The sequence below is a fragment of the Aeromonas sanarellii genome (genome assembly GCF_000820085.1).
GTDB lineage: Bacteria > Pseudomonadota > Gammaproteobacteria > Enterobacterales > Aeromonadaceae > Aeromonas > Aeromonas sanarellii.
Window position 1 is genome coordinate 36,495 of sequence record NZ_CDBN01000007.1, and the last position, 22,540, is coordinate 59,034.

Sequence of the window (22,540 nt, forward strand, 5' to 3'; positions counted from 1 at the left end):
TCCATCATCGGAAAATAGGTTACCAGTTATCTCTATATCTCATTCATTTTCGGAAGACCATACTGCCCTGCAACTTGTCAGGGAGAACACACGATGCAACGACGAACTCTGGGTACCAGCCTGCATGTCTCCGCCCTGGGGCTGGGCTGCATGGGGATGAGCGAATTCTACGGGCCGAGGGACGACGAACAGTCCCTGCGGGTGCTGGCGGAGGCGGTGGAGCGGGGCATCGACCTGCTCGACACCGCCGACATGTACGGCCCCCATCACAACGAGGCGCTGATCGGGCGCTTTCTCGCGACCCGGCGGGGGGAGGTGAAGGTGGCCACCAAGTTTGGCATAGTGCGCCAGCCCGGGGAGTACAGGCGCACCCTGGACAACAGCGCCCGCTATGCGCGCCAGAGCTGCGAGGGTTCCCTGCGCCGCCTCGGCATCGAGCAGATCGATCTCTACTATGTGCACCGTCTCGATCCGGCCCATCCCGTCGAGGAGACCATGGCCGGGCTGGCGCAGCTGGTGCAGGAGGGCAAGATAGCCCGCATCGGCCTGTGCGAGGTGAGCGAGGCTACCCTGAGGCGCGCCCATGCCGTGCACCCGGTGGCCGCGGTGCAGACGGAATATTCCCTCTGGACCCGGGAGGTGGAGACGGCGGTGCTGCCCGCCTGCCGCGAGCTGGGGATAGGTCTCGTGGCCTACTCCCCCCTGGGGCGCGGTTTTCTGACCGGGCGCTACCAGCAGGAGGCGGTGTTCGAGGAGGGGGATTTTCGGGCCAGTCTGCCGCGTTTTCAGGGGGACAACCTCGCCACCAACCGCACCCTGGTGCAGGCGGTCATAGCCCTGGCCCGGCAGAAGGGATGCTCGGCGGCGCAGGTAGCCCTGGCCTGGCTGCTGGCGCAGGGGGAGGACATTGTGCCCATCCCCGGTACCCGGCGCCTGACCCATCTGGAGGATAACCTCGGCGCCCTGTCGGTACGCCTCACGCCTGCGGAGCTCGGGGCCCTGGGTCAGGTCATCCGGACCTTGCCGGTGGCGGGGGAGCGCTACACCCCTGAGGGGATGAAGGGGGTGAACGCATGAGCGCTTCGCACTCCGCTCGCCGTGGGGTGGTCAGCTCGCCCCGTTGAGGGGCACCACCGGGGCGGGAAAACGACAAAGGGAGCCTGGGCTCCCTTTTTGCGTGTGTGGCGCCGGCTATGCCCCTTCCAGCAGGGGGCGGCGGGTTCGCGGCTTGAGCTGGGAGAGCATGACCCCGGTCAGGATGAGGCCGCCCCCCAGCAGGTGATAGCCGTGGATGGGCTCCCCCAGGGTGATGACGGCGATGAGGGCCGTGCACAGGGGCATCAGGTTCATGAAGACCGAAGTGCGCTCCGCCCCCAGGGTGGCGAGGCCGCGCATCCAGCAGTAGGCGGCGAAGATGGAGGAGGCGAGGCCGGCGAACAGCACCATGCTCCAGCCCTGGGCGGGAATGGCCAGGGAGTCGGCAGAGAGGGCCACCGGGATCAGCAGCAGCACCGCCAGCAGGATCTGCAGGTAGAGGTTGAGCCAGGGGCCGAACGGCAGCTGCCAGCGGCGGATCAAGAGGCCATAGAGGGCATAGCTGGCCGCCCCCAGCAGCATCATGCCATCGCCCGGGTTGATGCCGCTGTGCAGCAGCGCCAGGGGATCCCCCTGACCCAGCAGCCAGAGCACCCCGAACAGGGAGAGGCTCATGCCGAGCAGCGCCTGCTTGCCCGGCCTCTGGCCGAAGCAGCAGGCCCCGATGAGCAGGGTGAGCAGGGGCAGCAGGGAGCCGATGACCCCCATGTTGGTGGCCGAGGTGCTGTGGGCGGCGTAGTAGGCGAGGCACTGGTAGAGCACCATGCCGAGCAGGGAGAGCACCAGCAGCTTGCCGAGCCAGGGGCGGATGTCGGCCCGGCGGCGCCACAGCTGCGGCAGACAGAAGGGGGTCAGCGCCAGGGCGGCGATCTCCCAGCGATAAAACGAGATGGCGGCGGGATCCAGCACGCCGGCGGCGGCCTTGGAGACCACGGTATTGGCGGCCCAGATCAGGATGGCGAGAAGGGGGAAGAGAAAGGGCATAGGCACTCCTTGGTACGATGGGGAGAGTCTAGCCTTGTCTTGAACGAGGTAAGTAGCGTAAATAAGACATGTCATAACCGCTTTGGGACAATCTGCATGGGCAGCCTCACCCTGGCCGAGCAGGATCGCCTGCTGGCCGACCCCAACCCCCTCTACTTTCGCTACAGCCAGATCCAGGGGGGCAACGCCTGCGCCGAGCACGCCCACCCCTGGGGCCAGCTCAGCCTCATCAGCCTGGGGGTCATGGTGGTGGAGGTCGGGGGAGAGCGGCTGGTAGCGCCTCCGGACTACCTCATCTGGGTGCCGGCTGACCTGCCCCACACCGCCTTCAACGAGCAGACCCTGGATTACACCTCCATCTACGTGAGCCACGAACTGGCCCCGCGCCTGCCAAGGGAACCCCAGCTGCTGGCCCTGACCCCCTTGCTGCGGGCCCTGCTGGAGGATTTTACCCAGCGCCGGGTCGGTCACATGGAGGATGAGTGGGACGCGCGCCAGGGGGCGCTCTTCATCGAGAAGCTGGCTCGCACCCGCTGCCAGCCGAGCTACCTGCCCCAGAGCCGGGATCGCCTGCTCGCCCCCCTGCTGGCGGCGCTGCAGGCGGCGCCGGAGGACAACCGCACCCTGGCCCAGTGGGCCAAGGTGTTGCACAGCACCGAGCGCACCCTGGCGCGGCGCTGCCAGAAGGAGCTCGGCATGAGCCTGGGGCAGTGGCGCACCCGGCTGCGGCTGGTGAAGGCACTGGACTGGCTGCGGGGCGAGATGCCGGTGCAGGAGATAGCCTGGCGCCTCGGTTACGCCTCCACCTCGGCTTTCATCGCCATGTTCCAGCGTGAGCAGGGCTGCGCCCCCCAGCGCTATCGCCAACAGCTGGGGATCGGCGCCGGGCAGGCACAACTCTGACCGCGACCGCACCAGCAATGAAAAGGGCGCCCGCAGGCGCCTTTGTGGATCACGGGATGAGCTTAGAAGAAGCCGAGCGGGTTGATGTCGTGGCTCACCAGCAGGTTCTTGGTGTTCTGGTAGTGGTCCAGCATCATCTTGTGGGTCTCGCGACCGATCCCTGACTTCTTGTAGCCGCCGAAGGCCGCGTGGGCCGGGTAGGCGTGGTAGCAGTTGACCCAGACCCGGCCGGCCTGGATGCCGCGCCCCATGCGCCAGGCCAGGTTGCTGTCGCGGGTCCAGAGGCCCGCCCCCAGCCCGTACTGGGTGTCGTTGGCAATCGCCAGGGCATCCGCCTCGTCCTTGAAGGTGGTGACCCCGAGCGCCGGCCCGAAGATCTCCTCCTGGAACACCCGCATCTTGTTCTGGCCGTGGAAGATGGTGGGCTGGATGTAGAAGCCCCCCTCCAGTCCGCTCACCTTGGCCGGGCCGCCGCCGATCAGCATCTTGGCCCCTTCGCCGCGGCCTATTTCCATGTAGCTCAGGATCTTGTCGAACTGCTCGCGCGACGCCTGCGCACCGACCTGGGTGGCGGTGTCGAGGGGGTTGCCCTGCACGATTGTGCGGGCGCGGGCCAGCACCCTGTCCATGAAGTCGTCATAGATGCTGGCCTGCACCAGGGCGCGGGAGGGGCAGGTGCACACCTCGCCCTGGTTGAAGAAGGTCATCAGCATCCCTTCCACCGCCTTGTCGATGTAGCTGCTCTCGTGCTGCATCACGTCGGCGAAGTAGATGTTGGGGGACTTGCCCCCCAGCTCCACGGTGGAGGGGATCAGCTTGTCGGCAGCGCAGCGCAGGATATGGGCGCCTACCTCGGTGGAGCCGGTGAAGGCGAGCTTCTGGATCCGGTTGCTGGTGGCCAGCGCCTGGCCCGCCTCGGCGCCGAAGCCGTTGACCACGTTGACCACGCCGGGAGGCAGGATGTCCTTGATGAGATCCATCATCAGCATGATGGTGACCGGGGTCTGCTCGGCGGGCTTGAGCACGCTGCAGCAGCCGGCCGCCAGCACAGGGGCCAGCTTCCAGGCCGCCATCAGCAGCGGGAAGTTCCACGGGATGATCTGGCCGACCACGCCGATGGGCTCCTTGAAGTGGTAGCTGACGGTGTTCTGATCCAGCTCGGCGGCGGAGCCCTCCTGGGCACGGATGCAGCCGGCGAAGTAGCGGAAGTGATCCACCACCAGCGGAAGGTCGGCGGCCAGGGTCTCGCGCACCGCCTTGCCGTTCTCCCAGGTCTCGGCGACGGCGAGCCGCTCGATGTTCTGCTCGATGCGATCGGCGATGCGCAGCAGCAGGTTGCTGCGCTCGGTGACGCTGGTCTTGCTCCAGCTGGCGAACGCCTTGTGGGCGGCGTCCAGCGCCAGCTCGATGTCGGCGGCGTCGGAGCGGGCCACCTCGCAGAACACCTTGCCGTCCACCGGCGAGATGTTTTCAAAGTAGCGGCCGGCGCACGGCGCCACCCAGTCGCCACCGATGAAGTTGTCGTAACGGGACTTGAAGCTGACCAGGGCACCTGCCTGACCGGGAGCGGTATAAATCATCTCATCATCCTTATGTGTGTGTGGTCCTGACCGGGCTGGCGGGCAGTCCGGTTGCGTTGGGTATCGCAAGGGACGTGCCAGAGGAGCTGACCAGTAGATGAAAAGTTACAAAAACGTTATCAAATGGGGTGCGGCGGCGTATCTTGATTAACCAGTGATCCCGGTCGTGGCGACGAGGCTGTGCCGTTTCTGGACAGTGGCCGCGACACTGTGCCCTTTGTGAACAGGAGGCATGATGAGCGAACTTCCCCAATCCAGCCCGAGCCCAATCCAGCGCTCCTGGGAGCGCTGCCTGCACCAGGGGCTCAGCCGCCAGCAGAGCGCCGAGCTGGACCTGCTGCCCCAGGGGGAGCTGTCGGCCCGTCAGGAGCAGCACAGAACCCTTATCACCTGCTTCCAGCACTTCGTGCTGCCGCTCTTTGCCCAGCTGCTGGCGGGCAGGCCCTGCCGGTTGTTGCTGTGCGACGCCGAGGGGGCCATCCTGGCGGTGAGCGGTGACGACGGCTTCGCCCGCCACGCCGAGCGGATCTTCTTGCGCAGCGGCGCCCGCTGGGGGGAGGCGAGCAAGGGCACCAACGCCATCGGTACCGCGCTGGCCGAGCAGAGCGAGGTGCAGGTGCTGGGGGCGCAGCACTTCTTCGCCCAGCACAGCTTTCTCAGTTGCAGCGCCTGCCCATTGCTCGGGCCGGACGGGCAACTGCTCGGCGTGCTCGACATCTCCACCGATGCGGCCCACCACGGCGGCGATATGCTGGGCACGGTGCGACTGCTGGCCATGACCCTGGAAAACGCCCTGCTGGCCCGCCAGCCGGGCTGGCTGGTGGATCTCGATCCCCAGAGCCTCTGGTCCGCCCGTCTGCTGCTGGGGGAGGGGGGCGAGCTGCTCGGCGCCAACCGGGCCGGTCGGCTCTGGCTCGGCCAGCACCCTTTCGACGGCCCTCAGCTGCTGCGGGATCACCGCGGCCTGCGGCTGGTGCCCGAGCCGACGACGCTCCCGTCCCTGCCGGCCGCACCGCCCGCCACCGCCGGAGTCCCTCTCAAGATGCTGGAGCGGGGCATCTCATTGCTTATCGAGGGGGAGACCGGCAGCGGCAAGGAACATCTGGTGCGCGCCCTGCACGCCCAGTCGAGCCGTCGGGAGAGCCCCCTGGTGTGCGTCAACTGCGGCGCCCTGCCGGCGGAGCTGGTGGAGGCCGAGCTGTTCGGCTACGTCGGCGGGGCCTTCAGCGGCGCCCGCAGCCAGGGTAGCCAGGGTTATCTGCGTGCCGCCCACGGCGGCATCCTGATGCTGGACGAGATCGGCGAGCTGCCGCTCCTGGCCCAGACCCGGTTGCTGCGGGTGCTGCAGGAGCGCGCCGTCACTCCGGTTGGCAGCCACAAGCCCGAAGCGGTGGATTTCTGGCTGGTCAGCGCCAGTCATCGGGATCTGGCGGCCATGGTGGCGGCCGGGACGTTCAGGGAAGATCTCTACTACCGGATCTGCGGCTGGCGCCAGCAACTGGCGCCGCTGCGGGCCTGGCCGGCGCGCGAGCGGCAGGCGCTGATCTCGCGCCTGCTCGCCGAGATGGATCCCGCCCTGCGCCTGACCGATGAGGCCGAGGGACAGTTGCTGGCTCACCCGCTGCCCGGCAACGTGCGCCAGCTCAAGCAGGCGCTGGAGGTGGCCTGCGTGCTGGCGGAGGGTCAGGGCTGGATTGAGCCTGCTCACCTGCATCTGCCGGAGGCGGCGGGCGTGCAGGTCCCATCCCATGGGGCCATCACCCTGCGCCAGCAGAACCGGCAGCGGGTGCAGCAGACCCTGGCCGAGTGCGGCGGCAACGTGAGCGAGGCGGCGCGCCGGCTCGGCATCAGCCGTACCACCCTCTACCGGGCACTGCGAAAGGAGGGGTGAAGGGTGTTGCGACGCCCTGCGCTTGTGTAGACTGCCGATGGAAGGACCTTTTCTCTTTATTTTTCCATCGCATGGAGTGCGCAATGACCAAGATCATGACTGACGGGGCGGCCCGTCTCTCCCCCGGCTCTGGACAGACGATCTCCGTTTTCATGCCGGTGGTCGCCAGCCCGGTGCGTGTCGGCTGAGCCGGCACCGGCCTGCGCCCGGCGCGTGTCACAACCTTGGATCTGGATCAGCGCGGTCCGGAGCCACAAGGTGTAGGGTTAAAGCCCCTTTTCAGGTGTGATGTCGATGATCCCTTCCTATTCCCGCATGACGACGCTGTTGTTCTGGTGCCTGCTGGCGGCGAGCCTGCTGGCCATGGTGATATTTGAATTCGGTCCCGAGCGACGGGTCGATATCCTGAGCCAGGCCGGGATAGCCGTCCGCGCGCAGGATGACAGGGTCCATGACGGCTCCTCGGTCGCGACCCTGAGCGAGGGCGCTGGCCGGCCCGCCATCGACTGCACCCTGCGCCGCCAGTATGAGTACCCCTTTTGCGAGCTGATCCTGACGCTGACCGACCCCGAGCAGGGGCTGGATCTCTCCCGGTTCACTGGGGTGCGGGTGAAGCTGGATGCCAAAGGGCAGGGAGAGCAGGCCTGGCGCCTTTATCTGCGCAACTATGACCCCGCCTACTCGACGCCGGCGGATGAGAGCTCCCACAAGTTCAACGAGGTGCTCTTTACCTCTGATGATTTTGGCAGCGAGCAGGATGTGCCTCTGAACGTGTTTGCGCCCAGCTCCTGGTGGGTGCAGCAGTACAATATTCCGCTGGCCCAGCAGGGGCCGGATCTGCACCATGTCTATGCCATCGAGATCGCCTCAGATGACAAGATGCAGCCGGGGAATTACCAGCTGCGGCTGGACCGGCTGGAGTTTTATGGTCGCTGGGTGCGCCCGGGGGACTTTTACCGCGGCCTGCTGCTGAGCTGGCTGGCGTACGGGATCCTGCTGTTTCTGATCCAGAATCTGCTGTTCGGGGACAAGCTGCGCAAGGCCCGCGAGGCGCGCCTGGCGGCGGAGGCCCTGAGCGAGAGCCTGTGCGAGCAGCATCGCCGCACCGAGGAGGAGGCCCGCTACGATCCGCTCACCGGGGCCCTCAACCGGCTCGGCGGCGAGAAGCTCTTGAGCGAGCTCGGCGAGATGCCACTCTCCTTCATCTATATCGACATCGATCACTTCAAGCGGGTCAACGACGGCCACGGCCACCCCATGGGGGACGAGGTGCTCAAGCACATGGTGAGCGAGCTGTTGCGCCACTGTGACTCCCTTTGCCGCCTGGTTCGCTGGGGAGGGGAGGAGTTTGTGCTGGTCTGCCTCCATTACGAAGAGGCCAGGGCCGCCGCCCTGGCCGAGCGGCTGCGGGGGGCGCTGGAGGCCTATGCCCAGTGGCCGGAGGGGCTGGCCATCACGGCGTCGTTCGGGGTGGCCGAGCGGCGCGGCGAGCCGCTGGAACACGTTCTCAAGCGGGCAGACGAGGCGCTCTATCAGGCCAAGAAGCGGGGCCGCAACCGGGTCGAGAGGGGATGAGCCGGTTCGGGATGGCTGGAGCCCGGGCGGCGCCCCCGCTATGATGCGCCCCGTCCATTCATCTCTGGAGGCATTCCCATGGCACAACATATCGGCGCTCTGACCCTGCTGGTGGCCGACTACGACCAGGCCATCACCTTCTTCACCCGGGGGTTGGGGTTCGAACTGCTGGAGGACACCCCCCTCAAGGAGCCGGGCAAACCGGGCAAGCGCTGGGTGCGGGTCGCCCCCGGGGGCGCCTGCGGCTCGGCCCTGCTGCTGGCCCAGGCTGCCAGCGAGGAGCAGCGGGCCGCCATCGGCCGGCAGGGAGGCGGCCGGGTCTTCCTCTTCCTCGAGACCGACGACTTCTGGGGGGACTACGAACGCATGCGGGAGTACGGCGTCCATTTCTGTGAAGAACCCAGGTACGAGCCTTACGGCACCGTGGTGGTGTTCGAGGACATCAGCGGCAACCGCTGGGACCTGCTGCAACGCACTGCTGCCAACTGAATCTGAAAACGTTTATCATCCCGCCCGTCATAAAGTCATAAAAGTGTCACAGAAAGTTCTAATAATTGGCGCACCCATCTTCACAGAGGAGAGAGAAGGGATATGGCTAAGCGAATTCTGGTGGTCGAGGACGAGGCACCGATCCGCGAAATGCTCTGCTTCGTGCTCGAGCAGAAGGGATATGAGACGATTGAAGCTGAAGATTACGCCGACGGACTGGCGAAGGTGCGCGAACCCTACCCCGAACTCATCGTGCTGGACTGGATGATGCCGGGCGGCAGCGGCATCCAGTTCATCAAGCAGCTCAAGCAGGATGAGGTGACCCGCCAGATCCCGGTGGTGATGCTGACCGCCCGCGGCGAGGAAGAGGACAAGGTGCGCGGGCTGGAGGCGGGGGCCGACGACTACATCACCAAGCCCTTCTCCCCCAAGGAGCTGACCGCCCGCCTGCATGCGGTGATGCGCCGGGTCTCCCCCACCTCGGTGGACGAGGTGATCGAGGTGCAGGGGCTCAAGCTGGATCCGGTTTCCCACCGGGTCAGCGCCGAGGAGAAGGCGCTCGACATGGGGCCGACCGAATTCAAGCTGCTACATTTCTTCATGACCCATCCCGAGCGGGTCTACAGCCGTGAACAACTGCTCAACAACGTCTGGGGTACCAATGTGTACGTGGAGGACAGGACGGTGGACGTCCACATCCGCCGCCTGCGCAAGGCCATCGAGGAGACGGGGCACGACAGGCTGATCCAGACGGTGCGCGGAGCCGGTTACCGCTTCTCGACCCGTCTCTAGGGACTCCATGCCGGCCACGCCCGCCGGCTGATCCTCGCTCTTTGCCGTCTCTAGGAGACCTGAATGTTGCAACCTTACGCCTGGCGGCGACAGTTGTGGCGAATGGCGTTCTTCTACGCCCCTTTCGTCTTGGTAGGTTGGTTAATCGATTATCTCGCGCTCTGTCTGCTGGTGGCGACCGTGCTGCACCTGGGCTGGCACTACCGCTTCCAGAAGCGGCTGTCGGACTGGCTGTGGCACGATCGCAGCCTGGTCCCCCCCCACGGCAGCGGCAGCTGGGAATACATCTTCAACGGCATCTACAAGCTGCAGCAGCGCCACCGGGCACGGCGGCGCGAGCTGGCGGGGCTCATCCGCCGCTTTAGGGAAGGGGCCGAGGCGCTGCCCGACGCGGCCGTGGTGTTTCGCACCGACGGCAGCATCCTCTGGTGCAACCGGCTGGCGGAGCAGCTGCTCGGTTTTCGATGGCCGGAGGACGCCGGCCAGCACATCGGCAACCTCATCCGCCATCCCGCCTTCGTCGCCTACCTCGGCAAGGGGCAGTATGACGAGCCGTTCGAGATGGCGTCCCCCATCAACGAGGAGAAGTTCCTCGAATTTCGCATCATGCCCTACGCCGAGGATCAGGCCATGCTGGTGGTGCGTGACGTGACCCGGCTGCGCAGCCTGGAGAAGACCCGCAAGCACTTCGTCTCCAACGTCTCCCACGAGCTGCGCACCCCGCTCACCGTGCTCAAGGGCTATCTGGAGATGACCGAGGAGCCGCCCCCTCCCGCCATGTGGGCCAAGGCCCACAGGGTGATGATGGAGCAGACCATCCGCATGGACAACCTGGTCAACCAGTTGCTCACCCTGTCGCGCATCGAGGCCGCCCCCACGGTGGATCTCTCCCATCTGGTGGACATGCCCGCCATGCTGGGGCTGCTGGAGCAGGAGGCGCGGGCGCTCTCCGGCGAGCGGGGGCACCAGATCGTGTTCAACGTGCAGTCGAACCTCTTCGTGCGCGGGGATCAGGATCAGCTGCGCAGCGCCGTCTCCAACCTGGTCTACAACGCCATCCACTACACCCCGGCGGGGCGCAAGATCACCGTGGAGTGGCGCCAGCAGGGAGCCATGGCGCTGTTCGTGGTGCAGGACGAGGGGGAGGGGATTGCACCCGAGCACCTGGCGCGTCTCACCGAGCGCTTCTACCGGGTCGACAAGGCCCGCTCCCGCCACACCGGGGGCTCCGGGCTTGGCCTTGCCATCGTCAAGCATGCCCTGAGCCATCACGATGCCCAGCTCGAGATAGAGAGCCGGGTCGGGGCGGGCAGCCGCTTCAGCTTCCTCATCCCCGCCCGGATGGTGGTGGTTAAATAGTCTTTTCCGGCAATGAGTTAGAACGAAAGGAGGGCTGCGTCTGCAGCCCTCCTTGCTTGTGGGCAATTCCCTGGTCATGTCATCAAAGTGTCACATTAAATCCATAAATTTGTCACTGCCAGGTCAGATACTGGCGCCGTTTCAAGAACGGACCTTCTGTAACTTTGGAGAGGGTGATCGGGTTTGAACCACGTATCAACGTCATGCTGACGATTGCCTTCTGCAACCTTGGACTTGGAGAGATTGGATGAAACTCAACAAACTGGCTGGTGTCATCGGATTCACCGCAGCAACCCTGTTTTCTGTCAGCGCCCTGGCTGCCGGTGTGGATAAAGACCTGTCGGAATATGCACCGACCAGCGGCATCTCGGGCAACCTGTCCTCTGTCGGCTCGGACACCCTGGCCAACATGATGACCCTGTGGGCCGAAGAATTTAAGCGCATGTACCCCAACGTCAACGTGCAGATCCAGGCCGCCGGTTCCTCTACCGCGCCCACTGCCCTGACCGAAGGCGTCGCCCAGTTTGGCCCCATGAGCCGCGCCATGAAGGCCGGTGAAGAGGAGGCCTTCGAGAAGCGCTACGGCTACAAGCCGACCGCCATCCGCGTCGCGGTCGACGCCCTGGCCGTGTTCGTCAACAAGGACAACCCCATCAAGGGGCTGACCATGTCGCAAATCGACTCCATCTTCTCCAGCACCCTGAAGTGCGGCGAAGCCAAGGCCGCCACCAAGTGGTCCGATCTGGGTCTGGATGGCAGCTGGTCCGGCAAGGATCTGCAACTGTTCGGTCGCAACTCTGTGTCCGGTACCTACGGTTACTTCAAGGAACACGCCCTGTGCAACGGTGACTTCAAGAGCGGCGTGAACGAGCAGCCGGGTTCCGCCTCCGTGGTGCAGTCCGTCTCCTCCTCCCTGAACGGCATCGGCTACTCCGGCATCGGCTACGTCACCTCAGGCGTGCGTGCCGTGCCGCTCTCCAAGGATGGCAAGACCTTCATCGAAGCGACCTCGGACAACGCCATCACCGGCAAGTACCCGCTCTCCCGCTTCCTGTACGTCTACGTGAACAAGCATCCGAACAAGCCGCTCTCCCCCATGGAGCAGGAGTTCGTGAAGATGATGCTCTCCAAGGCGGGCCAGAACATCGTTGCCAAGGACGGCTATGTACCTGTGCCGGCCAAGGTAGTGCAGGCCGACCTGAAGAAGCTGGGCATCATGTAATCCCCCGTCTCCTTCAGAAAAAAACGAGCCCCAAGCGGGCTCGTTTTCATTGGTGCGCCCTGGGATCTTTTTGGTCGCAGGGCGCAGCGCCTGGCTTGCGCCGGACGGCGGCATTTCCGAGAATAGGGCAATTTCATGGTAAAGGACTTTCTCATGCGCGCCTCCTCTCTCTCCCAATTCATCCTGTCGGCCCTGTGCGGCGCCTTGCTGGCCGGTTGTGCCCAGTCACCGACGGGCCGCAACCAGATGCTGCTCTTCTCCCCCCAGCAGATGAACCAGCTGGGGGCCGACTCCTTTGCGCAGATGAAGCAGCAGGAGAAGGTGAGCAAGGATGCCAGGATGAATGCCTATGTGGCCTGCGTGGCCAAGGCGGTGACCGCCCAGGTCCCCGCCAGCTATGGCATCACCAGCTGGGAGGTGGTGGTGTTCGATTCCAAGGAGGTCAACGCCTTCGCCCTGCCCGGCGGCAAGATCGGGGTCTACAGCGGCTTGCTGAAAGTCGCCAAGAATCAGGATCAGCTCGCCACCGTCATCGGTCATGAGCTGACCCACGTGCTGGCACAGCACTCCAACGAGCGGCTCTCCCGGGATCAGCTGACCGGCATCGGCCTCGCGGTGGCCGACGCCGCCATCGGCAGCAGTGACAGCCTCGGGGGCGCGGCCACCATGGCTGCCCTGGGGCTGGGGGTTCAGGTGGGGATAGCTCTGCCCTATGGCAGAACCCAGGAGAGCGAGGCCGACAGGCTGGGTCTGGAGCTGATGGCCCGTGCCGGCTTCGATCCGGCGCAGGCCATTCCCCTGTGGCAGAACATGAGCGCCGCCGCCGGCGGCAAGGCGCCGCCCCAGCTGCTCTCCACCCACCCAAGCGATCAGAGCCGGATCGCCAATCTGCAGGCCCAGCAAGCCGAAGTGCTGCCCCTGTATCAACAGGCGAGAGCCTCAGGTCTGGTGCCCCAGTGCAAGGCATAAGCCTGCGCCTGGCCCGTCCTGCCGATGCCGCCGCCATGACGGTGATGCAGCGGGCCAGCTGGCTGGCGGCCTACGGCGGCGTGCTCGGCAGCGACATGCTGGCCCAGCTGGCCGTCACCGACCACCTGCAGATCTGGCGTCGCCGGCTGGCAGAGCCAGGCCCCGTCCCCATGCTGATCTGCCGGGACGAGGTCGTGATCGGCCTGCTCTACTGGCAGGCGTGCGTGGAAGAGGGGCTCATGACGGCGCGCATCCGGGCGCTCTATCTGCACCCGGATCACTGGCGTCAGGGGCACGGCAAGCGGCTGTGGCAGGCGGTGGCGGTGCAGATGCGCCGGGCCGGTTGCGAGTGCGCCAGACTCTGGCTGCTGGATGGCAATCACATCGGCGAGGGGTTCTACCTGCGCCGTGGCTTCGTGTTCGACGGTCAGGAACGCACCCTGACGAGCCTGGGACAGACCTGTCAGCAGCGACAAATGTTCCGTTTGCTTTGATCTCTCTCCCGTTTTTCGCCCTCGGTCACTTTATTTTTTTTGCGAATTAATACAATGTGCCCCATCTGGACAGACTGGGTGGACGGCTCCACCGCAAGGGAGTGTGGCATGTATTACGGATTTGATATCGGCGGCACCAAGATTGCGTTCGCGGTGTATGACGGCGCCCTGACCCTCTGCCATGAGGAGCGCATGAGTACCCCGGGCAAGGATTACCAGGCGCTCAAGCAGGCGATCCGCGAGCGGGTCGAAGCGGCCGATGTGCGTTTTGGGGCGAAAGGAGCCGTGGGGATCGGGTTTCCTGGCATCCTCAATCGAGACGATGGGAGCATAGTGGCGGCGAACCTGCCCGCCATCCACGGCCGCCACCTGGGGGCCGATCTGGCGGAGCTGCTGGACCGCCCGGTCAGGGTGGACAACGATGCGAACTGCTTCCTCTGGTCCGAAGTGCACCAGGGGGCCGCGGAGGGGGCCGGCAGTGCGCTGGCCGTCACCATAGGGACGGGGATCGGCGGCGCCGTCTATCTGGCGGGTCGGCTCATCCAGGGTCGCAACTGGCTGGCCGGCGAGATCGGGCACTATCCGCTGCCCGCCACCATCCTGATGAAATACCCGGATTTGCCCCGTCCCCGCTGCGGCTGCGGCCGCCTGGTCTGTTTCGAAACCTATGCCTCCGGCACCGGGCTGGAGCGGCTCTATCACCACTTTCGGGGAGAGCGTGCCAGCGGGCACCAGATCGTTGAGCGTGCCGAGGCCCGGGAGCCGGCGGCGCTCTCCACCCTCGACTGCTGGCTGGAGATCCTGGCGGCGGGCCTTGCCACCGCCATCTCGGTGATCGATCCCGATGTGGTGGTGCTGGGGGGCGGTCTCAGCGGATTGCCCGCCCTGTATGACGAGCTGCCCAAGCGCCTGCCCGGCCACCTGCTGCCCGGTGTCGCCCTGCCCGAGATCCGCGAGGCCCGCTTCGGCGGTGCCGGCGGTGTGCGCGGTGCCGCCCTGCTCAATCTGTGAGATCGGACCTAGGGTCTGATCTCCCCGAATCAAGGAGTCATCATGACCCGTCTTGAAATCTGTATCGACAACCTGGAATCCCTGTTCACCGCCCAAGAGGCCGGCGCGGATCGCATCGAGCTCTGCTCTGCCCTGGGCCTCGGCGGCCTCACCCCCTCCCACGGCTTCATGCAGCAGGCCGCGCGCCATGCCACCGTCCCCGTCTACGCCATGATCCGTCCCCGCGCCGGGGATTTCTGCTTTGGTGACGGCGAGTTCGAGATCATGCTGCAGGACATCGCCGCCGCCCGTGCCGCCGGTCTGCAAGGGGTGGTGGTCGGTCTGCTGGATCAGGCGGGGCGGGTGCCCGCCGCCAGGCTCAAGAAACTGGTCGAGGCGGCGGGCCCCCTTGGCGTCACCTTCCATCGCGCCATCGATCTCAGCTCAGACTGGCGCGCCGATCTGGAAGTGATCCTGGCCGCCGGTTGCGAGCGCATCCTGAGTTCGGGTCACGCGCCGACCGCGCTGGCGGGGCTCGAGACCCTGCAGGCGATGCAGCAGGCGCTGGCGGGTCGCGCCAGCCTGATGCCCGGCGCCGGGGTCAATGCGGACAACGTGCGCACCATCATCGAATTTACCGGGGTGAGCGAGGTGCACATGTCCGGCATGGGCTGGCGCGGCGGCATGGTGCCCCATGGCGTCAACATGGGCACCTCGGACGACGGCCGGGTCAATATCACCGACGGCGCCAAGGTCGCGGCGGTGCGGGCCCTGCTGGATCAGGCTTGAGGGTGAATTGACGCGGCGGCATGGTGTCCCTCCCAGCGGGGTCAACATGAGGAGCTCGGACGACGGCCGGGTCAATATCACCGACGGTGCCAAGGTCGCGGCGGTGCGGGCCCTGCTGGATCAGGCCTGAGGGTGAATTGACGCGGCGGCATGGTGTCCCTCCCTGCGGGGTCAACATGAGGACCTCGGACGACGGCCGGGTCAATATCACTGACGGCGCAAAGGTCGCGGCGGTGCGGGCCCTGCTGGATCTGGCCTGAGGGTGAATTGACGCGGCGGCATGGTGTCCCTCCCTGCGGGGTCAACATGAGGACCTCGGACGACGGCCGGGTCAATCTCACCGACGGCGCCAAGGTCGCGGCGGTGAGGGCCCTGCTTCAGGCCTGAGGAGGGATTGGCGCAGCCGTTTCTTCCCCCTTCGCCCCTCGCGGGAGAAGGGCCCGGGGATGAGGGGCGGATGTGAACTCCCTCCCAGAGGCTGGGAAATCAGGACCGTCGCCCGCAGCACCTCGCGAAAAAGTCTGTTATCATCCCGTCTCTTTTACCATCAGGACCCGGAGCAACCTCTCAATGTCCCAATACGACTCTATCGAACAGAAGGCCAGCTACGGCATCGGCCGTAACATGGGCGACCAACTGGCTCAGCAAGCCTTCGCCGGTCTGGATATCCCGGCCCTGCAACAAGGTCTGGCAGATGCCCTGAACGGCCTGGAGTTCGCGGTCAGCCGTGACGATATCAACGATGCCTTCCAGGTGATCACCGCCCGCATGCAGGAAGAGCAGGAAGCTGCCGCCAAGGCCGCTGCCGCCGAAGGCGAAGCCTTCCTGGCCGACAACGCCAAGCGCGCCGAAGTGAAGACCACCGACTCCGGTCTGCAATATGAAGTCATGGTCGAAGGCAATGGCGCCGTGCCGGTTGCCGGTCAGTCCGTGCGCGTGCACTACCACGGTACCTTCACCCACGGTGGCGTGTTCGACAGCTCCGTTGCTCGCGGCCAACCGGCCGAGTTCCCGGTGACCGGCGTGATCGCCGGTTGGGTGGAAGCGCTGCAGATGATGCCGGTTGGCTCCAAGTGGAAGCTCTACATTCCGCAGGATCTGGCCTACGGTGCCCGTGGCGCCGGCTCCATCCCGCCGTACTCCGCTCTGGTATTCGAAGTGGAGCTGCTGGACATCCTGTGATCCGGCTGGCGTGATGCAAACGGCGACCCTGGGGTCGCCGTTTGTTTTTGGACCGCCCAAACGGGCCATGTGCCTTCGGCGGGGATTTGGATATAGTCAGAGCGTCGTCCATTCCGGCCATGTGAGGGTGACACGCCATGGCAGCTATCATCGAGGTCGTCGATCTCGTCAAGCACTTCCCCGGCGTCAAGGCGGTGGACGGGCTCAGCTTTGCCATTCCCGCCGGCAGCTGTTTCGGCCTGCTCGGGCCGAACGGGGCGGGCAAGACCACGACCATAGAGCTGCTGGAGGGGATCCTCACCCCGGACAGCGGCCAGATCCTGTTTCACGGCGCCCCGCGCGGCCCGGATTATCGCTCCCGCATCGGCATCCAGTTCCAGCACACGGCGCTACAGGATTTCCTGACGGTGCGCGATACCCTGCGCCTGTTCGCCAGCCTCTACCCCAATCCCTTGCCACGGGAGCTGCTCATCGATCTGTGCGCCTTGGGCGAGTTCATCGACAGGGACAGTCGCAAGCTCTCGGGGGGCCAGCGTCAGCGCCTGCTGCTGGCCCTGGCCCTGCTCGGGGATCCCGAACTGCTGTTTCTGGATGAGCCCACTACAGGACTGGATCCCCAGGCGCGCCACCACTTCTGGCAGCGAATAGAGGCGATCAAGGCCCAGGGCAAGACGGTGGTGCTCACCACCCACTACATGGACGAAGCGCAGCAACTGTGCGATTTGATTGCCATCGTCGATCACGGCCACCTGCTCAGTCTGGATACGCCGGCGGCCTTGCTGGCGCAACACTTCGACGGCGTGCTGGTGCGCCTTGGGGGGCACCCGGCCCTGGCTGGGCTCGGCTATCCCCTGCGTCCGGTAGGCGATCAGGTGGAGCTCTGTTGCCCCGACGTGGCGACCCTGCTGCCAAGGCTGCTGAGTCTGGGCGTGCCGCTCACCGGCATGCAGGTGCGCTCCCCAAACCTGGAGGATCTCTTTTTGCACCTGACCGGCCACAGCCTGCGGAGCGGCGCATGAACGCCGCCTCATGGTGGCGCCCTGCGGCGCCTGCCAGCATGTTACCGACACCAGCCTGTTCAAGGAGCGGAAGATGACGGGATCCCTCAGGCGCATAGGTGCGCTCTTCTATGCCCGCAACCTGGAGTTCGTGCGCGATCGGGCCGCCCTGGTGTGGAACCTGGTCTTTCCACTCCTGCTGGTCATCGGCTTCTCCCTCATCTTCTCTGGCCCGCCCAGGCCGCTGGTGCAGATCGGCGTGCTGGGGGAGCTGCCCGCCACTTACGCCCCGCTGCGCGCCGTCCCGCTGCTCAAGATCATCCCCTATGACGAGGAAGCCAGGGGCCGGCTCAGGGTGCGCCACCACCAGCTGGACCTGCTGCTCTCACCAGAGGCGCACCGCTACTGGGTCAACCCTGACGCCCCCCAGGGGGCCATGGCCGAATACCTGCTGCGCCAGGCGGTGCAGGCCCCCTTGCAGAGGGAGACCCTGAGCGGCCGGGCCATCCGCTACGGCGACTGGCTGCTGCCCGGGGTGATCGGCATGAACCTGATGTTCTCCGGCCTGTTCGGGGTCGGCTTCGTCATCGTGCGCTATCGCAAGAACGGAGTGCTCAAGCGGCTGCGGGCCACCCCGCTCTCGGCCGCCGAGTTTCTCTGTGCCCAACTGCTGTCACGGGTGCTGATCACCCTGGTGGTGAGCCTGCTGGTCTTCCTGGTGGCCCATTGGTTGCTGGATGTACCCCTGCTCGGGTCGGGCTGGCTGTTGCTGCTGATCGCCCTGGTCGGCGGCACGGCCATGGCCTCCCTCGGGCTGCTTATCGCCGCCCGGATCCAGAACGAGGAGCTGGCGAGCGGTTTGCTCAATCTCATCAGCTTGCCCATGATGTTCTTATCCGGCGTCTGGTTCTCGCTGGAAGGCTCTCCTCCCTGGCTGCAGGCCTTGGGGGCGCGCTTGCCGCTCAGCCAGATCATCGAGGCCGCCCGTGCCGTGATGCTGGAAGGGGCCGGGTGGCAGGCGGTGGCGGGGACCCTGGGTCAAGTCATGGTGTTTGCCCTGGTGTGTGTCACGCTGGGGGCGGTGCTGTTCAAATGGAGCGCGAAATGAAGCCAATTCTGTGGTTGCTGCTGGTGGCAGCCTTACCGGTGCATGCCGGCACCCTGCGCTGCAAGAGCGCCCTGCTGACCGAGGGGGACACCACGGCCGAACTGCTGATCCGCTGCGGTCAGCCGCTGCTCAAGGAGGATCTCACCCGCTACGAGGAGAACGGCTTCGGGGCGAGGATGACGGTCAAATATGCTGAGCGCTGGACCTACAACTTCGGCAGGAGCGAGTTCATGCAGTTTGTCACCGTCGAAAACGGCGTCATCACCGAGATCGAAGACGGCCCCCGCGGCGGCTGAGTCCCCGGCCGGGATCTCACCCCATGTGCCGCCCTGTGGCTCCCGGCTTCATCCCCCCTCTATCCCCGGTTTCAATGCCAGAGAGCGTGGCTGCCCGATATTGGTTCATCCCACCCAATAGCGGGCCTGCCGGCAGAAAAACGAGCCTGATGAGTGAGTTATCAGCAGATTTCTCTGCCCCATCACGGTGCATTCGACATTTTTGCGAAAAAAAATCCTCATAGGATGGAAGGCTTTTGACAGCAGGCTATTTGGCAAATAAGGGTCTACTTTTGATTCTAAGAGTGCATATCACCTCGTTCTCATATTTTGTGCTGTTGCACCATGCTTGGGCCGGGTTGCACCGATTGACAGGTTTTTGAGCCGCTGGATAAGCTGCGAAAACGCAGGGAAGTGACGGCATCTTGCTTGGTTTGGGTGCCTGTTCGAATCAAACCACAGGGAAGAGTGACATGAAGCAGATACACAAGGCAGGTATGGTAGTGGTGCTGTCGCTGGTGGCAGCCAATGTGTGGGCAGAGGGGACTCTGGACTCGGTCAAGAAGAAGGGCTTCGTGCAGTGCGGGGTCGGCGATGGTCTGCCCGGCTTCTCCAACCCGGATGCCAAGGGGGTCTGGACCGGCCTGGACGTGGACGTGTGCCGCGCCGTCGCCGCCGCCGTGCTGGGGGATGCCGGCAAGGTGAAGTATGTCTCCCTGACCGCCAAGGAGCGTTTCACCGCCCTGCAATCCGGTGAGGTGGATCTGCTGTCGCGCAACACCACCTGGACCCTGACCCGGGATGGCTCCCTCGGCCTCACCTTTGCCGGGGTGAACTACTACGATGGCCAGGGTTTCCTGGTGAACAAGGCCCTCGGGGTCAAGAGCGCCAAGGAGCTGGACGGCGCCGCCGTCTGCATCCAGTCCGGCACCACAACCGAGCTCAACCTGGCCGACTACTTCCGTGCCAACGGCGGCATGAAATACACCCCTGTGGTGTTCGACACCTCGGATCAGACCGTCAAGGGATTCGAAGCAGGCCGCTGCGACGTGCTGACCTCGGATCAGTCTCAGCTTTACTCCCTCAAGATCAAGCTGACCAAGCCGGACGAGGCCCTGGTGCTGCCCGAAGTCATCTCCAAGGAGCCCCTGGGCCCGGCGGTGCGTCAGGGGGATGAACAGTGGTTCAAGGTGGTGCGCTGGAGTCTGAATGCCATGCTCAACGCCGAGGAGGCCGGGGTCACCAGCGCCAATGTGGACGAGATGCTCAAGTCCACCAACCCGGATATCCGCCGTCTGCTGGGGCTGGAAGAACCCAAGGGCAGCGTGCTGGGCCTGGATGACAAATGGGCCTACAACATAGTCAAACAGGTCGGCAACTATGGCGAATCCTTCGATCGCAACGTCGGTGCCGGCTCCCCCCTCAAGATCGATCGCGGCATCAATGCACTCTGGAACAAGGGCGGCCTGATGTACGCGCCGCCCATCCGCTGAGTTGACTGCAATCGGGGGGCCCTGCCCCCCATTTCCCCTGGCTTTGTCGGAGTCATCCTCATGGCGCTACAAGCATCAAACCATAGGAAGGAACAGGGCCGCTGGTGGTATGACGCCAAGGTGCGGGCGCTGCTCTTCCAGTGCCTGGCCGTGGCGGCCGTTATCGCGTTCCTGTTCTACATCGTCAACAATGCCCTGACCAATCTGGCCACCCGTGGCATCACCACCGGCTTCGATTTCCTGGGCAACACGGCCGGCTTCGGCATCTTGCAGAGCCTGATCCCCTATGACGAGACCCATACCTTCGGCCGCACCTTCCTGGTGGGGCTGCTCAACACCCTGCTGGTCTCGGTGCTCGGCATCCTGTTTGCCACCCTGCTCGGCTTCGTGCTCGGGGTGGCGCGCCTGTCGCGCAACTGGCTGGTGGCGCGGATTGCGGCCGTCTACATAGAGACGTTTCGCAACATTCCGCTGCTGCTGCAGATCTTCTTCTGGTATTTCTCGGTGCTGCGCACCCTGCCTTCCCCCCGCGAGAGCGTGGAGCTGGGGGGGCTCGCCTTTCTCAACGTGCGGGGCTTCTATCTGCCCAAGCCCTTGTTTGAAGAGGGATTTGGTTATGTGCTCTGGGCCCTGTTGCTGGCCGTCGTGCTGAGCTGGGGACTGAGCCGCTGGGCGCGGCGCCGCCAGGCGCTGACCGGCAGGATCTTCCCGTTCTGGCGCACGACAGCCGGTCTGGTCATTCTGCTCCCGGCCGTTACCTTCCTGCTGGCGGGCAGTCCGCTCACCTGGAGCGTGCCGACCCTGCAGGGGTTCAACTTCCGGGGGGGGCTGACGGTACTGCCTGAGCTCGCGGCCCTGTTGCTGGCGCTGACCATCTACACGGCGGCCTTCATCGCCGAGATAGTGCGATCCGGCATCCTGGCCATCAGCAAGGGACAGACGGAGGCGGCCTCCGCCCTCGGGCTGTCGCCCACCAAGACGTTGCGGCTGGTGGTCATCCCCCAGGCGATGCGGGTGATCATTCCTCCCCTGACCAGCCAGTACCTGAACCTCACCAAGAACTCCTCGCTGGCCACGGCCATCGGCTACCCGGATCTCGTTTCTGTGTTCATGGGCACCACCCTCAACCAGACCGGGCAGGCCATCGAGGTCATCGCCATGACCATGGGGGTCTATCTCATCATCAGTATCACCACCTCGGTGTTGATGAACATCTACAACCGCAGGATGACGCTGGTCGAGCGCTAGGGAGCTGTCATGTTCGTGAATGAATTGCAGGAGGCGCTGCCGCCTCCCAGCCATCGCCGGGGGCTGGTCGCCTGGCTCAGGCAGAATCTCTTTCCCAACTGGTGGAACGGCCTGCTGACCCTGGTGCTGGCCTGGCTGTTGCTGCCGCTGCTCTGGTCGGCACTGGACTGGGCGCTGTTTTCCGCCACCTGGCAGGGCAGCAGCCGTGCGGACTGCAGCCAGGGCGGGGCATGCTGGGTCTTTATCGAGAGCCGTCTGGGGCAATACCTCTATGGCTTCTACCCGGTTGATCAGTACTGGCGCATCAATCTGGCCTTCGCCGGCCTGGCGGTGCTGCTGGCCTTGCTGATCTGGCCGCGCACCCCGCGCAAGGGGTGGCTGGCGCTGTTTACGCTGCTGGTATTCCCCGTCATCGCCTTCTTCCTGATCCATGGCGGGGCCGGCCTCACTGTGGTGGAGACGAACCGCTGGGGCGGCCTGATGCTGACCCTGGTACTGGCGGTGGTGGGCATAGTGGTGGCCCTGCCGTTCGGCATCCTGCTGGCGCTGGGGCGTCGCTCCCACATGCCGGTCATCTCCAGCCTCTCCACCGTCTACATCGAGTTCTGGCGGGCGGTGCCGCTCATCACAGTACTCTTCATGGCGTCCGTCATGCTGCCGCTCTTCATGAGTACCGAGGTGGAGCTCGACAAGCTGCTGCGGGCGCTCATCGGCATCATCCTGTTCCAGGCGGCCTATGTGGCAGAGGTGGTGAGAGGGGGGCTGCAGGCGATCCCCAAGGGACAGTACGAGGCGGGGGATGCGCTGGGGCTCTCCTACTGGAAGGTGATGGGGCTCATCATCATGCCCCAGGCCCTCAAGATCACCATTCCCTCCCTGGTGAACACCTTCATCTCATTGTTCAAGGACACCAGCCTGGTGCTGATCATCGGCCTGTTCGATCTGCTGGCCATCTCCAAGGTGGCGCTGGCGGATCCGGCCTGGCTGGGTTTTTCCACCGAGGCTTATGTCTTCATTGCCATGATCTTCTGGATGTTCTGTTTTGGCATGTCCCGCTACTCCATCTATCTGGAGCGCAAACTCAACACGGGCCACAAGCATTAG

At 65.0% G+C, this 22,540-nt stretch carries 21 protein-coding genes and 2 pseudogenes; 21 read left to right on the top strand and 2 right to left on the bottom strand.

The window, feature by feature from the left end; genetic code table 11:
• The first annotated feature begins 93 nt into the window (after window positions 1–93).
• Window positions 94–1,077, top strand: coding sequence for an aldo/keto reductase (locus BN1132_RS01220; RefSeq protein WP_042074291.1), 984 nt, complete (start codon window positions 94–96; stop codon window positions 1,075–1,077).
• Between the two features lie 114 nt (window positions 1,078–1,191).
• Here BN1132_RS01220 and BN1132_RS01225 read toward each other — a convergent pair whose 3' ends face one another.
• Window positions 1,192–2,079 (bottom strand): DMT family transporter, encoded by an 888-nt coding sequence (locus tag BN1132_RS01225; protein ID WP_042074293.1) that lies wholly within the window; start codon window positions 2,077–2,079, stop codon window positions 1,192–1,194.
• 96 nt (window positions 2,080–2,175) lie between these two features.
• On the opposite strand from BN1132_RS01225, the gene BN1132_RS01230 reads away from it, so the two are divergent.
• The gene (locus tag BN1132_RS01230) at window positions 2,176–2,982 is read left to right on the top strand and encodes an AraC family transcriptional regulator (protein WP_042074294.1); all 807 of its coding nucleotides are present in this window, start codon (window positions 2,176–2,178) and stop codon (window positions 2,980–2,982) included.
• A 62-nt stretch (window positions 2,983–3,044) separates the two neighbouring features.
• Here the strand turns inward: BN1132_RS01230 and exaC are convergent, their stop codons facing one another.
• Entirely contained in the window at window positions 3,045–4,562 is a 1,518-nt protein-coding gene (exaC, locus tag BN1132_RS01235; RefSeq protein WP_042074295.1) for an acetaldehyde dehydrogenase ExaC, read from the bottom strand.
• 235 nt (window positions 4,563–4,797) lie between these two features.
• Between exaC and BN1132_RS01240 the strand changes: the two genes are divergently transcribed.
• The 19 genes and pseudogenes from BN1132_RS01240 to BN1132_RS01335 all read left to right on the top strand — a co-directional run bounded on the left by BN1132_RS01240 (window position 4,798) and on the right by BN1132_RS01335 (window position 22,540).
• Window positions 4,798–6,453 (top strand): sigma-54-dependent Fis family transcriptional regulator, encoded by a 1,656-nt coding sequence (locus tag BN1132_RS01240; protein ID WP_042074296.1) that lies wholly within the window; start codon window positions 4,798–4,800, stop codon window positions 6,451–6,453.
• 294 nt (window positions 6,454–6,747) lie between these two features.
• Window positions 6,748–8,028: a GGDEF domain-containing protein gene (locus BN1132_RS01245; RefSeq protein ID WP_042074298.1), complete on the top strand. Its 1,281-nt coding sequence runs from the start codon at window positions 6,748–6,750 to the stop codon at window positions 8,026–8,028.
• 78 nt (window positions 8,029–8,106) lie between these two features.
• Window positions 8,107–8,517, top strand: coding sequence for a VOC family protein (locus BN1132_RS01250; RefSeq protein ID WP_042074299.1), 411 nt, complete (start codon window positions 8,107–8,109; stop codon window positions 8,515–8,517).
• A 102-nt stretch (window positions 8,518–8,619) separates the two neighbouring features.
• The gene (gene phoB / locus BN1132_RS01255; protein ID WP_005338414.1) at window positions 8,620–9,309 is read left to right on the top strand and encodes a phosphate regulon transcriptional regulator PhoB; all 690 of its coding nucleotides are present in this window, start codon (window positions 8,620–8,622) and stop codon (window positions 9,307–9,309) included.
• Window positions 9,310–9,372: 63 nt separating this feature from the next.
• Window positions 9,373–10,668, top strand: a complete 1,296-nt coding sequence (gene phoR / locus BN1132_RS01260) for a phosphate regulon sensor histidine kinase PhoR (protein ID WP_042074300.1) — start codon at window positions 9,373–9,375, stop codon at window positions 10,666–10,668.
• A 247-nt stretch (window positions 10,669–10,915) separates the two neighbouring features.
• On the top strand, window positions 10,916–11,890 hold the full coding sequence (locus tag BN1132_RS01265; RefSeq protein ID WP_042074302.1) for a PstS family phosphate ABC transporter substrate-binding protein: 975 nt from the start codon (window positions 10,916–10,918) through the stop codon (window positions 11,888–11,890).
• 153 nt (window positions 11,891–12,043) lie between these two features.
• Window positions 12,044–12,859, top strand: coding sequence for a M48 family metallopeptidase (locus BN1132_RS01270; protein ID WP_157005276.1), 816 nt, complete (start codon window positions 12,044–12,046; stop codon window positions 12,857–12,859).
• Window positions 12,847–13,353 (top strand): GNAT family N-acetyltransferase, encoded by a 507-nt coding sequence (locus BN1132_RS01275; protein ID WP_042074304.1) that lies wholly within the window; start codon window positions 12,847–12,849, stop codon window positions 13,351–13,353. Before BN1132_RS01270 ends, BN1132_RS01275 begins: the two co-directional genes overlap by 13 nt.
• Window positions 13,354–13,461: 108 nt before the next feature.
• Entirely contained in the window at window positions 13,462–14,364 is a 903-nt protein-coding gene (locus BN1132_RS01280) for an ROK family protein (RefSeq protein WP_042074305.1), read from the top strand.
• Between the two features lie 42 nt (window positions 14,365–14,406).
• Window positions 14,407–15,132, top strand: coding sequence for a copper homeostasis protein CutC (locus BN1132_RS01285; RefSeq protein ID WP_042074307.1), 726 nt, complete (start codon window positions 14,407–14,409; stop codon window positions 15,130–15,132).
• Window positions 15,133–15,148: 16 nt separating this feature from the next.
• Window positions 15,149–15,262: pseudogene (locus BN1132_RS01290) on the top strand (copper homeostasis protein CutC); the annotation flags it as partial.
• Between the two features lie 146 nt (window positions 15,263–15,408).
• Window positions 15,409–15,519, top strand: a pseudogene (locus BN1132_RS20420) (copper homeostasis protein CutC); the annotation flags it as partial.
• 183 nt (window positions 15,520–15,702) lie between these two features.
• A complete protein-coding gene (locus tag BN1132_RS01305) occupies window positions 15,703–16,314 on the top strand; it encodes a BamJ family beta-barrel-assembly machinery protein (protein WP_010673478.1) in 612 nt (203 codons plus the stop codon).
• A 137-nt stretch (window positions 16,315–16,451) separates the two neighbouring features.
• Entirely contained in the window at window positions 16,452–17,333 is an 882-nt protein-coding gene (locus tag BN1132_RS01310) for an ABC transporter ATP-binding protein (RefSeq protein ID WP_042074312.1), read from the top strand.
• A 73-nt stretch (window positions 17,334–17,406) separates the two neighbouring features.
• Window positions 17,407–18,420, top strand: coding sequence for an ABC transporter permease (locus tag BN1132_RS01315; protein WP_042074384.1), 1,014 nt, complete (start codon window positions 17,407–17,409; stop codon window positions 18,418–18,420).
• Window positions 18,417–18,716, top strand: a complete 300-nt coding sequence (locus BN1132_RS01320; RefSeq protein ID WP_084202532.1) for a DUF2845 domain-containing protein — start codon at window positions 18,417–18,419, stop codon at window positions 18,714–18,716. Before BN1132_RS01315 ends, BN1132_RS01320 begins: the two co-directional genes overlap by 4 nt.
• Before the next feature lie 452 nt (window positions 18,717–19,168).
• Entirely contained in the window at window positions 19,169–20,188 is a 1,020-nt protein-coding gene (locus BN1132_RS01325; RefSeq protein WP_042074314.1) for an amino acid ABC transporter substrate-binding protein, read from the top strand.
• Window positions 20,189–20,248: 60 nt separating this feature from the next.
• A complete protein-coding gene (locus BN1132_RS01330) occupies window positions 20,249–21,436 on the top strand; it encodes an amino acid ABC transporter permease (protein WP_042074315.1) in 1,188 nt (395 codons plus the stop codon).
• 9 nt (window positions 21,437–21,445) lie between these two features.
• Window positions 21,446–22,540, top strand: a complete 1,095-nt coding sequence (locus tag BN1132_RS01335; RefSeq protein WP_042074316.1) for an amino acid ABC transporter permease — start codon at window positions 21,446–21,448, stop codon at window positions 22,538–22,540.

What these genes read in the sequence shown, in the direction of transcription:
- BN1132_RS01240 (WP_042074296.1), top strand. Translation starts at nt 4,798, where the DNA reads ATGAGCGAACTTCCCCAATCCAGCCCGAGCCCAATCCAGCGCTCCTGG.
- BN1132_RS01310 (WP_042074312.1), top strand. Translation starts at nt 16,452, where the DNA reads ATGGCAGCTATCATCGAGGTCGTCGATCTCGTCAAGCACTTCCCCGGC.
- BN1132_RS01270 (WP_157005276.1), top strand. Translation starts at nt 12,044, where the DNA reads ATGCGCGCCTCCTCTCTCTCCCAATTCATCCTGTCGGCCCTGTGCGGC.
- BN1132_RS01320 (WP_084202532.1), top strand. Translation starts at nt 18,417, where the DNA reads ATGAAGCCAATTCTGTGGTTGCTGCTGGTGGCAGCCTTACCGGTGCAT.
- BN1132_RS01265 (WP_042074302.1), top strand. Translation starts at nt 10,916, where the DNA reads ATGAAACTCAACAAACTGGCTGGTGTCATCGGATTCACCGCAGCAACC.
- BN1132_RS01285 (WP_042074307.1), top strand. Translation starts at nt 14,407, where the DNA reads ATGACCCGTCTTGAAATCTGTATCGACAACCTGGAATCCCTGTTCACC.
- BN1132_RS01330 (WP_042074315.1), top strand. Translation starts at nt 20,249, where the DNA reads ATGGCGCTACAAGCATCAAACCATAGGAAGGAACAGGGCCGCTGGTGG.
- BN1132_RS01225 (WP_042074293.1), bottom strand. Translation starts at nt 2,079, where the DNA reads ATGCCCTTTCTCTTCCCCCTTCTCGCCATCCTGATCTGGGCCGCCAAT.
- BN1132_RS01335 (WP_042074316.1), top strand. Translation starts at nt 21,446, where the DNA reads ATGTTCGTGAATGAATTGCAGGAGGCGCTGCCGCCTCCCAGCCATCGC.
- BN1132_RS01305 (WP_010673478.1), top strand. Translation starts at nt 15,703, where the DNA reads ATGTCCCAATACGACTCTATCGAACAGAAGGCCAGCTACGGCATCGGC.
- BN1132_RS01250 (WP_042074299.1), top strand. Translation starts at nt 8,107, where the DNA reads ATGGCACAACATATCGGCGCTCTGACCCTGCTGGTGGCCGACTACGAC.
- BN1132_RS01280 (WP_042074305.1), top strand. Translation starts at nt 13,462, where the DNA reads ATGTATTACGGATTTGATATCGGCGGCACCAAGATTGCGTTCGCGGTG.
- BN1132_RS01325 (WP_042074314.1), top strand. Translation starts at nt 19,169, where the DNA reads ATGAAGCAGATACACAAGGCAGGTATGGTAGTGGTGCTGTCGCTGGTG.
- phoB (WP_005338414.1), top strand. Translation starts at nt 8,620, where the DNA reads ATGGCTAAGCGAATTCTGGTGGTCGAGGACGAGGCACCGATCCGCGAA.
- exaC (WP_042074295.1), bottom strand. Translation starts at nt 4,562, where the DNA reads ATGATTTATACCGCTCCCGGTCAGGCAGGTGCCCTGGTCAGCTTCAAG.
- phoR (WP_042074300.1), top strand. Translation starts at nt 9,373, where the DNA reads ATGTTGCAACCTTACGCCTGGCGGCGACAGTTGTGGCGAATGGCGTTC.
- BN1132_RS01315 (WP_042074384.1), top strand. Translation starts at nt 17,407, where the DNA reads ATGACGGGATCCCTCAGGCGCATAGGTGCGCTCTTCTATGCCCGCAAC.
- BN1132_RS01245 (WP_042074298.1), top strand. Translation starts at nt 6,748, where the DNA reads ATGATCCCTTCCTATTCCCGCATGACGACGCTGTTGTTCTGGTGCCTG.
- BN1132_RS01230 (WP_042074294.1), top strand. Translation starts at nt 2,176, where the DNA reads ATGGGCAGCCTCACCCTGGCCGAGCAGGATCGCCTGCTGGCCGACCCC.
- BN1132_RS01220 (WP_042074291.1), top strand. Translation starts at nt 94, where the DNA reads ATGCAACGACGAACTCTGGGTACCAGCCTGCATGTCTCCGCCCTGGGG.